A 14,665-nucleotide genomic window follows, 5' to 3' on the forward strand; every position below is an offset into this window, starting at 1 on the left:
CGAATATTTTAAAGGTTTGTTGACTTCTATTTAAAATTTATTAGCAGGTATCTCGGCACAACTTTCTTTCAGAAACAAACTAAAGTGTTGACAAGCAGCAGATTGTTAGCAATTAAACAATATGAAATTAACCTCATTTTAATTTAATAGCCTTATTTTTAAGAAACCTGAATACGGGTTGTTTTTATCATAACTCAATTAACGTATGACCTGGAAGAAATTTAGCGGCGAAGTGATCCACTCGCCAATTTTAGAAGAAATCGAAAATGCAATCGTCAGAGAAACTGAAAGTGGCTATAAACTCAAAGTCTGCATAGGAACAGACTCACAGGTAAAAGGGGCACTTACAGACTTTGCTACTGTAATTGTTTTACTCCGGGAACATCATGGGGGATTCATGTACATACACCAGGATAAAACTCCTCAAAAGATGAGCATCAAGGAAAGGATGCTGGTAGAAGTTCAGAAATCAATAGAAACAGCGTATGCCATTTGTGATCTGCTGGATTTATATGATGTAGACCTGGAAGTACATGCTGACATCAACACAAACCCAATGTTTAAATCGAATAAGGCATTGAACGAAGCTATGGGTTATATCTTAAGCATGGGCTTTATTTTCAAAGCGAAGCCGGAAGCTTTTGCCAGCTCAACTTGTGCTGATAAAATGGTCCACTAGTTCACCATTTTTTCGTTGAAATCGTCTCTCTTGACTTAGTGGCAGGCTTGATCTCCTGCTTATCGGCCATGCTTTCCTTAAACTGAGCCGTCAGGATTTCTGCCTCCTTACCGGTATTATTGATATACCCCTTCCACTCCGCAGCATTTAACTTCCCCGGCTCATTCTCAAGCGGAGTACCTACCGTCGTAGAAGCAACAAAATTTCCATAACGATCCCTCTGATAAGGTATGAATACAAAGTCCGTCAACCAAAAACGATACTTGTCATCCCGGCATTCTATATAGAAATTATATTTAACTTCTCCCGATGGCCGATTCAGCACCAATGCCGTCTTATTGATAATAAACTTACCTTCAGCCTGCATTATCGTATCGGCAACTTTAGATGTCATTTTAAGCAGTTTAGCCTTTTGCTTAAAAAAGCGATTTGCCCTGGCCGACAAATTAACCTTGGAAACTCCACTCTGCTCTACCACTTCATAGTGAATAAACTTACCTCTTTCATCATAAGACAGCGATTGATCCTGCCCCACACCTGCTAAACTAATCATCAGTAAAAAAAACAGACTGGATATACATTTCATGTTTAAATATATAAAAAAGCCACCGGAAATTGTCCGGTGGCCTAAGATTAACGTAATCGAGACTAAAAAGCGTAAACTGCGGCTAAAGAAAACTGAGCTGCAGACTTAGTTAACGAACCATTACTTTTAACGAACTGATAGTACTGCTCTTCATCATTGTCAAAACGAACCTCCGGAATGAAAGTCAAACCACCAGCTTTAATATTGCCAGATAAAGTCACCGAAGTGATTGCAGCATCAGAAGCGCCGCCAGCACCTTTTATGTTAAAGTATTCACCTCTTAGGCCCAGAGAAACAGCTGGTGTAAAGGCGTATTGAGGATACAACGCTGCACCGGTGTAACCACCATTATCATTCGTCACTGAATAATCTGCAGCATTAAGGCCTAATTTAAATTTCTCCGTCACCTGATAAGCAGTAGTCAGGTCAAATATAGTTCCGGTACCACCGGCTCCAGCTGAATAACCGGATAAAACGTTTAAGTAAGCAGTCCAGCCTTCAATTGGATTAACCGTCAATTGCCCGCCAACATGTGACACCCCATTGAAGTCCTGATATACATTCCAATCATTAAATAATCCTACCATCAGGCTTACTTTATCCGAGAATACATAAGAACCCTTAATACCGGCATTCTGGAATGGTCCTGCACCAAAAAGATACGAAGTGGAATAATTGAAATTTGCGACAGGAGAGATCACTTCATAACCGACAAATGTTCCCATGTAACCAGCTGTAAGACTGAATTTATCAGTAAAAGCATAATTCACGTAAAGATTCTGAATATGAAAGGAATTGCCATCAGGACCATTCCCTATCGATTCATACTGGCCTCTCGGGCCGAAAGAAAGCTCGCCAACAAACGATGCTTTGCCAGTACTTTTCTTCAATGCAAGATCAATCATTCCTATCGAAACTGAATTCTGCTCTGAAGCAAAGTACGTTTTGATATTGGGTGTTTTTGCAAAGTCATACTTGAAATAAGTGTCTACAGACCCAGAAAGCTGTAGTGGCGTAGCTTCCTGGGCGTAAGTTGCAGATGCAAATGATAAAGTCGCTATGGTCAGTAGTGATTTTAGTTTCATAATTTGTTTAGGTTTGAGGTTGAAATTTAGATGGTTTATGTTTTTATAGAGCTGGTTCGTTCTCTAGTTCTTCGCCGGTTGAAGCAACAATCAATGTGCCCTGGAAATATTTTTCATTGTGCTGACTTGCATCCAGACCTTCCGCTTCTTCTTCTTCTGACACCCTGATTGGCTGCACAAGATTGATCAGTTTGAAGATCACAAACGACATTACAAAACTGAATACTACTGTAATTAAAACACCTTTTAACTGAGTCAGAAAGAAAGCAGGATTACCATACAATAGACCGTCTACACCAGCACCATTCACTGTTTTAGTAGCAAATATCCCGGTAAGCAACATACCTACGATACCACCAACACCATGGCAAGGGAAAACATCCAATGTATCATCAAGGCTGGTTTTTTGTTTCCATGAAACTGCAAGATTAGAGATTACAGCGGCGATTACTCCGATAAATATAGCTGAAGGGATACTTACGAAACCCGCTCCTGGCGTGATAGCAACAAGACCAACTACCGCACCAATACAGAATCCCAATACAGAAGGTTTTTTACCTCTTGATACATCAAAGAACATCCAGGACAATCCTGCCGCTCCTGCTGCAATATTTGTAGTAAGAAATGCTGAAACCGCCAGACTGTTTGCACCTAATGCAGAGCCTGCATTAAAACCAAACCATCCAAACCAAAGTAATCCTGTACCTATTAATACGTATGGGATGTTAGCAGGAGGAACTTCTTGATGTTCCTGATGACTTTTTCTTCTTTTCAATACCAATGCACCGGCAAGAGCTGCCATACCAGCAGAAATATGCACTACCGTACCACCTGCGAAGTCAAGGACACCCATTTTAAAAAGCAATCCTTCAGGATGCCATGTCCAGTGTGCCAATGGAGAATATACCAATAGAGAGAATAATACAATAAAAAGGATATAAGATGTGAAACGGATACGCTCTGCAACAGCACCAACAACCAGTCCTGGTGTAATAATCGCAAACATCAATTGAAAAACTGCAAACAAAGAAAGCGGAATAGTTGCTGCAAGACTCCATGAAGGACTTGAATTTACACCCTGAAAAAAGAAAAAGGTCTGAGGGCTACCTATCAATCCGCCGATTGAATCTCCAAATGCAAGACTAAAGCTTACAACCACCCATAACACAGAGATTACCCCTGCTGCTACGACACTTTTGATCATGGTCGACAATACATTTTTACGATGAACCATCCCGCCATAAAAGAAAGCAAGACCTGGAGTCATCAAAAACACAAGCGCTGCAGCTATCAACACAAAAGCGATGTCCGGTCCGCTGTATTTACCCTCATCAAAATTAGGAAGTAAGGGAATAAACAGGGCAAGAATCGCAATTATCAATAAAACTGCAAATGGACCCCACTGTTTGAATAAAACTTTTGCCATAATTGTTAGATTTTACTAGTTATAATTATAATTTGTTTGATTTATTTTGATAAAAGTATGATTTATTTCTATCATTTTACATTTTTAACAAAAAATACCCCTATAAAAGACAATATAAAAGCGACAAAACAACAGAAAAGCTAACAATATTTAAATTTTAACCCCAATATTTTAAATATATTCAATATTAAAACACAAATACCATGTAATTTTTAATGAAAAAATAAAAATCATACCTATTTTATAATTAAAAAGTCAAAAATATCGGACAAAATCAAAAAGACGAGCGTAAAATCATTCTAAAAACAATTTTACCACAATGATTGTATCTTAAATACAATTATGAAATCATATCACCTTACTTTCACACAGTCGCTTCCAATTTCCATAAATGAAGCATGGGAATTTTTCTCTTCCCCGATGAACCTGGTCAAAATAACCCCTGCCGACATGTTATTTCGGGTCACTTCCGACCCAAACCACATCAAACACATGTACCCGGGAATGCTCATTACTTATAAGGTATCCCCAATGCTTGGAGTTAACCTAAACTGGATGACAGAGATCACGCAAATGGAGGACAAAAAATACTTTATTGACGAACAAAGATTTGGGCCGTATAAGTTCTGGCACCACCAGCATCACTTTAAAGCAATACCGGGCGGCACGGAAATGAGAGACATACTCACCTATGGACTACCAATGGGTATTTTTGGAAGAATGGCAAATGAAATATTCGTTGGCAGAAAACTGCAGCAAATATTTGAATACAGGAAACAGAAGACTACTGAGTTGTTCGGAGATTACACGCCAACGGTTCTATAAGCAGAACCCTGAACGACACCCCTACGTTCAATCTCCTTATCTATATAAGTCTGAATAGCAGACTTATTCAAACCCCAGTTTGGAGCAATCAGCAAATCCCAATCTGAAATACCAAACAAACGCTGAATAACGATATCCGGTCTCAATAGAGGAATCAATTTACACAACAAATCGGTGTATTCCTCTAGGGAGAACAACTTAAAGGGGTTCTTTTTATATTTCACACCCATAATGGATCCCTCTACAATATGAAGGTGATGGAACTTGACAAATTTAATCTGAGGAAAACGGTTGATTTCATGGATATACCCCATCATCATTTCTTCTGTTTCCCAGGGAAAGCCAAAAATAGTATGCACACACAGGTCTAGCTTTGAATTATCCAGCAATTTTACAGCCTCCACAAATTCACCATGACTACAACCCCTGTTGATCTGATCAAGGGTCTCATCGTAAATAGATTCCATCCCCATTTCCAAATCTACATCGAATCGATCTGCATAACTTTCCAGTAAAGCCACCTTTTCCGCATCGATACAATCTGGCCTGGTACCCACAGAAAAACCTACCACGTCTTCTGTATTGATAGACAAAGCTTCGTCGTACATCATCTTCAAATAATGAACCGGCGCATAGGTATTGGTATTCGGCTGAAAATAGACTATAAATTTATCGGCTTTATAAAAGCCCTTTCCTCTTTCCATCCCCTGCTCCAATTGTTCGCGGATGGTAGGTAGTTTACGGGAAAGCTCTGGGGTAAAAGAGTCTACATTACAATAGGTACAGCCGCCGTAGCCTTTGCTCCCATCACGGTTTGGACAAGTAAATCCTCCATCCACAATTACTTTAAATACACGCTGACCTTTATATTTCTCCTTAAGGTGAGTGCCGTAATTATTATATCCTTTAATGCCTTGATCCAGTAGAGTTCCCAATTTCTTTTTCTTGCAAAAATACAGCTTTTTAATTTATTATTTTATTTATCGACACTCATGGCCTCAATTTCAGTCATGTACTTTGTCAGGGCCGACATATATGTAAGGTCTGCATGTTCAGGTTTAGCGATAAAACTTTTGAAATCGTTCAGATCATTTACTGTAAAGCCCATCCTCACAAACAATTCCTGATCTGCATCCCAGGTTTTAAGATCTATACGTTTCTGCCCTATCTTTTTGTACAGAGAAAGACCGTACTCAAAATCCCTGTATCTGCTGGATTTCCTGAATTCTGTAAAAAAGTCTACTATGGTACGGTAAGTTGCCGGCTTTCCTGCGTTGACCTGCTCCAGCATCAGCACGCCTAAAATGGGGCCTTTCAAAAATGTGCTATCAGTACTGTTAAAATTACCGCAACGCTTTAATATTTCAATATCCCGGATCAACGACCGGTCCTTTTCCCCACTTTTATTCCTGACAAAATAAGGCTCCGTATCTAGCACTTTATCACAATCCGACTTCTGTTGCGCAGATAAAGAACTGCAGAGAGACGAGAATATTAAAAAAAGAAATATAGTCTTTTGTATTAACATGGGCGCTGTATTCATCAATCTTCTCTACGTTGATTGATCACATAAGGAGAGAATTTCCATCTAATATAACCCAATTTCCCACATTGTTCTGCCACGATATTTTCCACTTCTTCAGGCACATCATTTACAATTTTCCAGCGTAAGCTGTATTTACTGTTATAGCTGATGTAGATTACCACGTCTTCAAACAAAGGTTCTATAGCCTGCAAGTCTTTAAGATGCATCATTTCTAATTCTTTCGCTAAGCGCTGAAGTCTCTCATTCATAACCTTGGTCAACGGAGGCGCTGGTTTTGTATACGGCTCAATAATCGGGAGTACAGTTACTGTCATGTCTAATCCTAAATACTACAAATATTAGCAAAAGTAAATAATATTAAGGTAATAAATGACAGGATTAAGTCAATTAACTGAATTCTCCTGTCCTTAAGCAACAATTTTATAATGTCCGATAGGTAAGCGAGAAAAAATACTACCTTTATTTCACGATAAAACAACGTCATGGAGACTGTAGACCAACCTAAAAACTCTTACCATCAGTGTCTCTCCGGAGGTGGAAAGATGGGCGAACTTACCCGCTCATTTGATTGGTCATCTACAGTACTTGGTTCTCCTGAAAACTGGTCGCAAAGTTTGCTTACCACAATCAGTATTATTCTCAATTCCAGATTCCCCATGTTTCTATGGTGGGGACCGGAACTGATCCAGTTTTATAACGATGCCTACAGACCCAGCTTGGGAAATGAAGGTAAACACCCCGGTGCTTTGGGGCAAAGGGGTGAAGAATGCTGGCCCGAGATCTGGCCTGTGATTAAGCCGCTTATCGACCAGGTTATGGCCGGAGGAGAATCTACCTGGAGTGAAGATCAGCTGATCCCTATTTACAGAAACGGCAATTTGGAAAATGTTTACTGGACTTTCAGTTATAGCAGGGTAAACGACGAATACGGCAAACCCGGAGGCGTTCTGGTAATTTGCAACGAGACCACCAAACAAATCAATTCTTTTCATGAACTGGAGCTTGCAAAGGATGAGCTGGAATTCGCCATTACATCGGCCGAACTGGGCACCTGGGATTTAAATCCTGCTACAGGAAAATTCATAGGCAATGAACGATTGAAATCTTGGTTTGGCTTGCCGCCAGAATCAAATATAGAATTGTCGAGGGCTATCGCCGTTATTGCAGAACAGGATAGGGAACGTGTCTCAAAGGCCATAGAGGCCGCTATAGCTATTGAAAACGGTGGCGGCTATGACATTGAGTATACCATCATCAATCCACTGGATCCGATGCCCCGACACGTAAGGGCCAAAGGAAAAGCCATGTTCAATGAAAAAAACGAAGTATTTAGATTCAGCGGTGTGATGCTGGACGTCACAGAACAAAAGAATGATGAAATGCGCAAGAATGATTTCATCGGAATGGTTTCTCACGAATTAAAAACACCACTGACTTCGCTGACCGGCTACATCCAGATGCTCATGATCAAGACCCGGAAAATAGAGGACGACTTCATGAGCCCTGCCCTGGTAAAGATGAATGCCCAGATCAGAAGAATGACCGGTCTGATCAATGGTTTTCTAAATATTTCACGTTTAGAGTCTGGAAAAATACAGATCAACAAACAATCTTTTTGCTTAAATGAACTGATTCAACAGATCATAGAAGAAGCAGAAATGACCACATCGGGTCATGAGATCACTTTTGAATGTCCAAGCTCCTTAACACTGTTTGCAGACAGAGATAAAATTGCGGCAGTCATCTCCAATCTGCTGAACAATGCCATTAAATATTCACCAAAAGGCAGAAAAATAGATATTAAATGCAGAGAAGAAGATGAAAAGCTCCATTTCAGCATACGTGATGAAGGAATGGGCATCAAGCCCCATGACCTTCAAAGATTGTTCGACCGCTTTTACAGGATAGAGACCAAGCATACGGAAAACATATCCGGATTTGGCATAGGTCTCTACCTGAGTGCCGAAATCATCGCGCACCATAAAGGACGTATTTGGGTAGAAAGTCAAAGTGGTGTAGGTTCAACCTTCTTCTTTGACCTTCCTCTGGCTTAGTCGTACCGCATTGCCGGATAGTCTAACAGTCTGCGCCATAATGCAAGCTGACCGATCATACTCGCCTCGCGATATATGGTAAAAGATGTCATTTCATAAAGACTGAGCTTCATAAAGCCCATATCAATAATGCTGTCCAGCTTTTGATCATCAACTGAGATGAGCGCCTGACGGGCAAGAGGTGTTACCTTTTCCCAATCCTGCAGGTATTCAGCGATTGTCGGGTACTTAGCATCTTCCTGAAGTCCCTTATTGTCTTTAAAGAGTTCATCTCCAGTCTGTTTCAATTTCGGATGTGTATCCTGGATCATGTAATAACGTTGTCCGACCAAGGCCCCCGTCAGCCAAGCCATATGGTTGGCCTTTGTATTTAATCGCTTGTACATATCTTCTTCAGAAATGCCTTCAATTGCTCTTGCGAAAAAAGTAGTATGCATATCAAACAGAGGCAATAAACCCTCAATCCTTGTACTTGCTGTTTTTGTTCCCATAAGGTAATCAATTAGTATTTAATAAAATTAACTAATGTATCTCACAATAAGCGGTGATAACCGGACAATTAAAGGGGGCATTTGCGACAATTAAAAAAGAAGTCCATCAAAAACATTTTAAACAATAATTTGTAGTTTTAAAATATCATATATGATTTAATTCTTATGAAACGCCTTTATACCTTCCTCATCTTAGCCTTTATTTCCTTGAATATCCTTGCTCAAACAGGAAATAACACAAAACCAGACATTATCCAAAAGACAAATGGAGAAGAAATGACCGGAAAAGTTATTAAAATCACAGATTGCGAGGTTACGTTTGTTTACACCGGCGAAACTGCCGAGTACGTGATCAAAAAATCAGAGATCGCCACCAAGATTGTTCTGCAAACATCCCAGCCCAGGTACGTCAACAAGAAGCCGTGGCCATGACCGCCTCCCCTGCCGACAACCACAACAAAATCCCCATACTTCCATTTACCTATCTGCTGGAAAACCAACCCGGAGCTGATGCGATCGGTTATAAAGCGCAGGATGATACCTATGCATTTCTTTCTAAACATTCCGCAGGATATACGATCATAGATACCAGGACTACCAATGCTGCCCTGGCAAAAGGCGGTGTCACCAAAGGCAAAATGATGAACTTCACCATGAAAGAGATCTGCGCCATACTAGGTGTAGAATATGTGATTGATGGCACCGTAACACAAAATAAGGGCTACCAAACCAGTTACACCAGCGGCAGTTCAAATACAAAAGTTAAAACCGACAACGACAAAAACATCAAAGGTGTTTCTTCTTACGGATCAAGCACCAGCAATGCTGCACAAAACTACGAAGTATCGGTAAGTCTGCACATTTACATGGATACCAATGCCAGTATTTATAACCAAAGTCATAAAGCATTTTTTGCCAATACAGACGGCTCATTCTCCAGTCCGCTGGAGTACTTGATGGTGCCCATTATACAGAAAATAGTTTTAGGAGGGGGCTAATACGTCAATGTAATCCCTCCTCCATAACCCATATCACTATCGTAATGGGTTGAAAATGAAAAGTACTTCGTGACAATATAGCGTAGTCCTCCCATATATTCTTTATCGGAATTCCCCATGATGTTCAGGCGAAGCCTGCTGCTCAAAGGAATGTCCTCACGCATCAGCTGAAACCTCAGTTTTCCTTTGCTATCCACCCTGGCCTCTGCTGTAACTAACATCGGCAAAGTATACTGGAGTCCTATCACCGCAGCCTTCCTGTTCATCTGGTTGCTCATCTGCCCAAACATATTTTTTTCCTCCATGTTGCCCATACGGTTATAATGGTAGTCAAAACCTACAAAAGGCATCAGCCACTGCATCTTTCCCATATACCGTCCAAAATAGGCCTCTACCTCATTGCCGTGTTCGGCCTTTAAGCCCAACCTGAATTCAGTAGAAAAACGGTAACGCGTGTTCCCTATCATCAGATCTCCGTCACTACCATTACTTTCCAGACCAATATTTCCCATCAAATGAAATTCCCGGTCATCCGCATTCAGTTTTCTTCGGGCATATGCAGGATCCGGCAGTTCCAGATTGGGAGGCGAATTCTCGTAGCTAAATACCCTGCCCATACCACTCATCATGTGATACAAAATATGGCAGTGAAAAAACCAATCTCCACCAGATTCAGTAGCGGCAAATTCAATCGTATCACGCTCCATGGGCATAATATCCAGCACATTCTTCATAGGCGCATACTCACCCTGTGCATTTACCACCCTAAAATCATGGCCATGCAGGTGCATAGGATGACGCATCATGCTGTTATTATACAAGATGATCCGTACATTCTCTCCCTTTTTAATCAGGATCTTATCTGTTTCCGAAACCGTTTTGTTGTCCAGTGTCCAGACATAACGGTTCATATTTCCGGTCAGGTCAAACTTCAGTTCTTTCCAGGGGCCTTTGAGCAATGTTGTTTTTTGAGTAGCGCGGAGCATATCATAATTAAGCGTCACGATGTCCTTGCTGCCCTTTTCTTCGCCGTTCATCTCAGGATACATCACTGTATTCATATCCATGATCTGGTTCTGCATTTTCATACCTTCCATCTGCACCATATCTCCCTGCATGTCCATCATGTCGTTCATCATTTTCATACCCGCAAAGTACTTTAGTTTGGGCAGGGGTTTTGCCGACACCTTCTCACCCTTCCCCAGCCATAGAGAAGCAGATTTGGTACGGTCTTCAGGCGTCACCAGAAACTCATAGCTTTTATTTTCCGGCACGGTTACCACCACATCATAGGTCTCCGACACCGCAATGATCAGCCTGTCTACGTCGACCGGCTCCACATCATTCCCATCCGTGGCTACTACCGTAATCTTACCCCCTGCATAGGTCAGCCAGAAATAATCTGAGGCACCTGCATTTGCAATCCTGAGCCTTACCTTCTCCCCAGCTTTAAACTGAGGCTGCTCATTTTGATTTTTACCGTTGATCAGGAAAGTATCGTAGTAGACATCACTCACATCCATGGCATTCATGCGCTTCCACTCATTGTTGAGCTTGGTTTTAAAATTCCCGGTTTTAACAGCCTCCCAATAACTCTGCGTTGCGCCTTTTTGAATGGCAAACCAATCGGTGGCACTATGCAGACTACGGTGTACCTCCATGGGTTTCATGTCTGTCCACTCGCTGATCACAATCGGTAAAGTCGGTATGTCCGATTCCTTTCTCTTGTTGATAATAAAAGCTCCGTACATTCCGATCTGTTCCTGCAGACCACTATGACTATGGTACCAATGCGTACCATGCTGAATAATCGGGAAGCGGTAGACATAAGTACTATGTGGTTTTATAGGCATCTGGGTAAGAAAAGGAACACCGTCCATATTGTTCGGCAAAAACAAACCATGCCAATGGAGGGATGTTTCCTCATCCAGGTTATTGTGTACATGGATCTCTGCCGTGTCGCCTTCCGTAAAAGTCAGTGTAGGCATTGGGATCTGCCCATTTACGGCAATCGCACGTTTTGATTTCTTACCAAAAGTCACCGTTGTATCCGCTACATACAGGTCATAACGTACCGTGCGGGCCACAGCAGTGACACCTTTATTTTGTGCAAAGGCAAGCCCCCACATACCCATGACGAATATATATAGAACAACTTTTTTCATAAGATGCGGGTTACTTTATGGTTTCCGTTATCTTTCCGCAGGTGAGCATACTGCTGCCATAGTAAGGATTTTTAATGGCCTTTTCAGTACTCAGCCAGCTGCTTTTCTTCATCGGGCAGTATTGTAGGTAAATCGGCTCCGCAGATAGCTTAGCCGCCTTAGCCAACGCAATCATACCGGTAGAAAGTCCGGCAAAATGTTCACGCTGCCCATTCAGATCTTTGCCTTTGGCAATCTTAGTGGCATGCTCCACAAGATCCGCTTTACCGGCTTTGCTTACTATTTTATCATCAGCATTGCCGACTGCTTTAATGAGTTCGGCGGCCTTGCTTGCTGCAAGAACAGCATCTCCTGCTACAAGTGCGTCTTTAAGCTGGTAATATGAAGGAAGGATAGCAACTGTTTTTTCAGAAGTATTGTTTTGTTGTGCAAATCCGGTTTGTACAAATGCTGTTGCAATAAAGGCAAACAATAAAAATATCTTTTTCATAGTCACAAAGTTCGGCACTTATGAACTAAAGAATTTATATAATTCAGTGAAAGATTTATATGATGTCGCTGAATTCAACATAAATGAGAATCATGTATGTTTAAAACTGGCCGCTTTCATTCGAATACTTTTAAGCTAAATTATCAGCCATTGAATAATTTATTCCTTTTATTGGCCTTCCCCTTTCGGATCAATACCGCATGATAAAGACTCGGCACGTCATTCTCCCATTTGCTTATAATGAAAAGAATAGCGATGATCTCCATTCGGGTAATCATTCCCATATAAAAGCAAGTGATGAACAACCAGCTGGAATCACAGGTACTGATGATCTGTATCAAAGTTGCGAGGATAGTCAACGTCCAGACTTTCGAAAGAATGGCGTGCGTGGCCACCTCCTTTTTAAATTTCAGATAACTCACGATGTAAGTCAGCGCCTCTGCTCCCAGCAACATACCTAGCAAAACCGCATTTTCCTTGAAGAATTGGCTACAGGTTACATACGCCCCGACTAAAGCGCTTAACCAAAAAACCTGATCTATGAAGGAATCCAAACGGCGAAGTTTAACCGTCGAGATATTTAGCATTCTGGCAATAATGCCATCAAAAACATCGGTCAGCAGTCCAATTATCAGTAATGTATTAATTATTAGCCTGAAATGATCCGGTTGAGTAAAACTCAGCAACAATATTACTACACTGAACAATAAACGGCTATAAATTAACGAAATTGGAATGTGTATGTAATACTTTCTCATTTTTCTGAATACCAGCGATATCTAAAACAATTATAAACAATATATTGTAACAATCATTCCTTTACATCTTCTAATCATAACAACCCTACATTTAAAAATACAATGAAAAACATTAACGCATTCCTTATAGCGCTCCTACTTAGCACCTTATTCTTTTCGTCAAATACCCAGGCACAACAGATCAATACCGCCAAACTGGACAGCTTTTTCAATGTGCTGGTTAATAATAATCGCGTGATGGGAAGCTTCGTCATTGCTAAAGACGGCAAAATTATCTACCACAAAACAACTGGTTATAGTCAGGTTGAGGAAGACAAAAAGATACCCGCCACTGCTGAGACACAATACCGCATTGGGTCTATTACCAAGACCTTTACCGCGACAATGATCTTCCAGCTTATTGACGAAAAGAAACTATCCCTGGACATCAAATTGTCCAAATTCTTTCCGGAGATGCCTAATGCCGATCGCATCACCATTGCGAACCTACTCAACCATAGTAGCGGACTGGCTGATCACGTCAATGAGAATGGAGAGTGGATTACAAACCCTCACACAAAGGCAGAATTACTGGATAAAATAGCTAAAGTCAAGCCTCACTTCGAACCCGGTGCGAAGATCCGATATTCCAATGGCGGCTACCTGCTGCTCGGATATATCATCGAAAAGGTCACCGGAAAAACTTATGCCGCCGCTTTGAAACAAAGGATTACAAATAAGATCGGTACTAAAAGCATCATCGCCGGCACCATCAACAACAGTCAGAAACTGGAAGCCAGACCTTACAAATTCACCGGGCAATGGACGGCTGTAAAGGATATTTATTTTCCAAATGTAGTTGCCGTGGGCGATATCCTGTCTACGCCACAAGACCTTATTGTATTTATAAACGCGCTGACTTCAGGTAAACTGGTGAGTGCAGAAAGCTTTAAAAAAATGAAAAGCTTCGAAGGGTCGGAAAAAGACTTTAATCCGACAGGAATGGGACTTTTTAGGATCCCTTTTTACGAAAAGACTTTTATCGGACACAATGGAGGCACCTATGGAAGCATTAGCAACATGTATGCGAACACGGACGATGGAATGTCCCTTGCGTTTACGACCAATGGCATGACGAACTTTTCCATGAACGACATTACACTCGCTATGCTGAATGCTTATTACGACAAACCTTACAAAATTCCTGTCTTCAAAACTGTCGATCTAAAAACCGAGGATCTGAATGCATTATTAGGCAACTATACCAGCAAAGACTTGCCTTTAAAGATTAGCATCACAAAATCGGGATCAACATTAATGGCACAGGCGACTGGTCAGACTCCTTTCCCCCTTGATGCAGTTAGCAAAGATGAATTCAAACAGGAGCAATACGACGTCTTACTAAAATTTGATAGAGAGAAGCACGAAATGACCTTAATCCAGGGAGGAAAAAACTTTCACTATGTGATTGAGAAATAAAGACTGCGCTACTTCCTTAAAACCTTCTCTATCAGCTCATTTAACGAAATATTTACGCAAACGTTTGTTTTATCTCGCGTTATGTATGACAATATTAATTTATG

16 protein-coding genes are annotated in these 14,665 nt (G+C 41.0%); 6 read left to right on the top strand and 10 right to left on the bottom strand.

Annotated elements, in window-relative coordinates; translation table 11 throughout:
• Positions 1-205: 205 nt before the first annotated feature.
• Entirely contained in the window at positions 206-679 is a 474-nt protein-coding gene (locus tag FA047_RS06435) for a ribonuclease H-like YkuK family protein (protein ID WP_136835180.1), read from the top strand.
• Between the two features lies 1 nt (position 680).
• On the opposite strand, the gene FA047_RS06440 is transcribed toward FA047_RS06435, so the two are convergent.
• From FA047_RS06440 to FA047_RS06450, 3 genes are all read right to left on the bottom strand, one after another.
• On the bottom strand, positions 681-1,265 hold the full coding sequence (locus FA047_RS06440; protein WP_225872658.1) for a DUF4468 domain-containing protein: 585 nt from the start codon (positions 1,263-1,265) through the stop codon (positions 681-683).
• A gap of 62 nt (positions 1,266-1,327) precedes the next feature.
• Positions 1,328-2,350, bottom strand: a complete 1,023-nt coding sequence (locus FA047_RS06445; protein ID WP_136835181.1) for an outer membrane beta-barrel protein — start codon at positions 2,348-2,350, stop codon at positions 1,328-1,330.
• A gap of 43 nt (positions 2,351-2,393) precedes the next feature.
• A complete protein-coding gene (locus tag FA047_RS06450) occupies positions 2,394-3,776 on the bottom strand; it encodes an ammonium transporter (RefSeq protein ID WP_136835182.1) in 1,383 nt (460 codons plus the stop codon).
• Positions 3,777-4,118: 342 nt separating this feature from the next.
• Here FA047_RS06450 and FA047_RS06455 point away from each other — a divergent pair, with 342 nt between their 5' ends.
• Positions 4,119-4,601, top strand: coding sequence for an SRPBCC family protein (locus FA047_RS06455; RefSeq protein WP_136835183.1), 483 nt, complete (start codon positions 4,119-4,121; stop codon positions 4,599-4,601).
• On the opposite strand, the gene FA047_RS06460 is transcribed toward FA047_RS06455, so the two are convergent.
• The 3 genes from FA047_RS06460 to FA047_RS06470 all read right to left on the bottom strand — a co-directional run bounded on the left by FA047_RS06460 (position 4,580) and on the right by FA047_RS06470 (position 6,461).
• Positions 4,580-5,536, bottom strand: coding sequence for a TIGR01212 family radical SAM protein (locus FA047_RS06460; RefSeq protein ID WP_136835184.1), 957 nt, complete (start codon positions 5,534-5,536; stop codon positions 4,580-4,582). The genes FA047_RS06455 and FA047_RS06460 overlap by 22 nt on opposite strands.
• A 41-nt stretch (positions 5,537-5,577) precedes the next feature.
• Positions 5,578-6,039 (bottom strand): hypothetical protein, encoded by a 462-nt coding sequence (locus FA047_RS06465; protein ID WP_136835185.1) that lies wholly within the window; start codon positions 6,037-6,039, stop codon positions 5,578-5,580.
• 104 nt (positions 6,040-6,143) lie between these two features.
• Entirely contained in the window at positions 6,144-6,461 is a 318-nt protein-coding gene (locus FA047_RS06470) for a hypothetical protein (protein ID WP_136835186.1), read from the bottom strand.
• Positions 6,462-6,629: 168 nt separating this feature from the next.
• Between FA047_RS06470 and FA047_RS06475 the strand changes: the two genes are divergently transcribed.
• Positions 6,630-8,201, top strand: coding sequence for an ATP-binding protein (locus FA047_RS06475; protein WP_136835187.1), 1,572 nt, complete (start codon positions 6,630-6,632; stop codon positions 8,199-8,201).
• On the opposite strand, the gene FA047_RS06480 is transcribed toward FA047_RS06475, so the two are convergent.
• Positions 8,198-8,692, bottom strand: coding sequence for a DinB family protein (locus FA047_RS06480; protein WP_136835188.1), 495 nt, complete (start codon positions 8,690-8,692; stop codon positions 8,198-8,200). The two genes, FA047_RS06475 and FA047_RS06480, sit on opposite strands and share 4 nt — an antisense overlap.
• 165 nt (positions 8,693-8,857) lie before the next feature.
• Here FA047_RS06480 and FA047_RS20780 point away from each other — a divergent pair, with 165 nt between their 5' ends.
• Together FA047_RS20780 and FA047_RS06485 are read left to right on the top strand one after the other, a co-directional pair.
• The gene (locus FA047_RS20780) at positions 8,858-9,124 is read left to right on the top strand and encodes a hypothetical protein (RefSeq protein WP_225872659.1); all 267 of its coding nucleotides are present in this window, start codon (positions 8,858-8,860) and stop codon (positions 9,122-9,124) included.
• Positions 9,121-9,690, top strand: a complete 570-nt coding sequence (locus FA047_RS06485) for a hypothetical protein (protein WP_225872660.1) — start codon at positions 9,121-9,123, stop codon at positions 9,688-9,690. Before FA047_RS20780 ends, FA047_RS06485 begins: the two co-directional genes overlap by 4 nt.
• On the opposite strand, the gene FA047_RS06490 is transcribed toward FA047_RS06485, so the two are convergent.
• The 3 genes from FA047_RS06490 to FA047_RS06500 all read right to left on the bottom strand — a co-directional run bounded on the left by FA047_RS06490 (position 9,687) and on the right by FA047_RS06500 (position 13,103).
• Positions 9,687-11,855 carry a multicopper oxidase family protein gene (locus FA047_RS06490; RefSeq protein ID WP_136835189.1) on the bottom strand — a complete coding sequence of 723 codons (2,169 nt, stop codon included), beginning with the start codon at positions 11,853-11,855 and terminating at the stop codon, positions 9,687-9,689. The two genes, FA047_RS06485 and FA047_RS06490, sit on opposite strands and share 4 nt — an antisense overlap.
• Positions 11,856-11,865: 10 nt before the next feature.
• Positions 11,866-12,345 carry a DUF3347 domain-containing protein gene (locus FA047_RS06495; protein ID WP_225872661.1) on the bottom strand — a complete coding sequence of 160 codons (480 nt, stop codon included), beginning with the start codon at positions 12,343-12,345 and terminating at the stop codon, positions 11,866-11,868.
• 143 nt (positions 12,346-12,488) lie between these two features.
• Positions 12,489-13,103 carry a CDP-alcohol phosphatidyltransferase family protein gene (locus tag FA047_RS06500; protein WP_136835190.1) on the bottom strand — a complete coding sequence of 205 codons (615 nt, stop codon included), beginning with the start codon at positions 13,101-13,103 and terminating at the stop codon, positions 12,489-12,491.
• Positions 13,104-13,205: 102 nt separating this feature from the next.
• On the opposite strand from FA047_RS06500, the gene FA047_RS06505 reads away from it, so the two are divergent.
• Positions 13,206-14,561: a serine hydrolase domain-containing protein gene (locus tag FA047_RS06505; RefSeq protein ID WP_136835191.1), complete on the top strand. Its 1,356-nt coding sequence runs from the start codon at positions 13,206-13,208 to the stop codon at positions 14,559-14,561.
• Positions 14,562-14,665 lie beyond the last annotated feature (104 nt).

The organism is Pedobacter frigoris, from assembly GCF_005116445.1.
GTDB classification, from domain to species: domain Bacteria; phylum Bacteroidota; class Bacteroidia; order Sphingobacteriales; family Sphingobacteriaceae; genus Pedobacter; species Pedobacter frigoris.

Coding starts and splice junctions, on each gene's coding strand:
- FA047_RS06435 (WP_136835180.1), top strand. CDS start 206: ATGACCTGGAAGAAATTTAGCGGCGAAGTGATCCACTCGCCAATTTTA.
- FA047_RS06440 (WP_225872658.1), bottom strand. CDS start 1,265: ATGAAATGTATATCCAGTCTGTTTTTTTTACTGATGATTAGTTTAGCA.
- FA047_RS06445 (WP_136835181.1), bottom strand. CDS start 2,350: ATGAAACTAAAATCACTACTGACCATAGCGACTTTATCATTTGCATCT.
- FA047_RS06450 (WP_136835182.1), bottom strand. CDS start 3,776: ATGGCAAAAGTTTTATTCAAACAGTGGGGTCCATTTGCAGTTTTATTG.
- FA047_RS06455 (WP_136835183.1), top strand. CDS start 4,119: ATGAAATCATATCACCTTACTTTCACACAGTCGCTTCCAATTTCCATA.
- FA047_RS06470 (WP_136835186.1), bottom strand. CDS start 6,461: ATGACAGTAACTGTACTCCCGATTATTGAGCCGTATACAAAACCAGCG.
- FA047_RS06475 (WP_136835187.1), top strand. CDS start 6,630: ATGGAGACTGTAGACCAACCTAAAAACTCTTACCATCAGTGTCTCTCC.
- FA047_RS06480 (WP_136835188.1), bottom strand. CDS start 8,692: ATGGGAACAAAAACAGCAAGTACAAGGATTGAGGGTTTATTGCCTCTG.
- FA047_RS20780 (WP_225872659.1), top strand. CDS start 8,858: ATGAAACGCCTTTATACCTTCCTCATCTTAGCCTTTATTTCCTTGAAT.
- FA047_RS06485 (WP_225872660.1), top strand. CDS start 9,121: ATGACCGCCTCCCCTGCCGACAACCACAACAAAATCCCCATACTTCCA.
- FA047_RS06490 (WP_136835189.1), bottom strand. CDS start 11,855: ATGAAAAAAGTTGTTCTATATATATTCGTCATGGGTATGTGGGGGCTT.
- FA047_RS06495 (WP_225872661.1), bottom strand. CDS start 12,345: ATGAAAAAGATATTTTTATTGTTTGCCTTTATTGCAACAGCATTTGTA.
- FA047_RS06500 (WP_136835190.1), bottom strand. CDS start 13,103: ATGAGAAAGTATTACATACACATTCCAATTTCGTTAATTTATAGCCGT.
- FA047_RS06505 (WP_136835191.1), top strand. CDS start 13,206: ATGAAAAACATTAACGCATTCCTTATAGCGCTCCTACTTAGCACCTTA.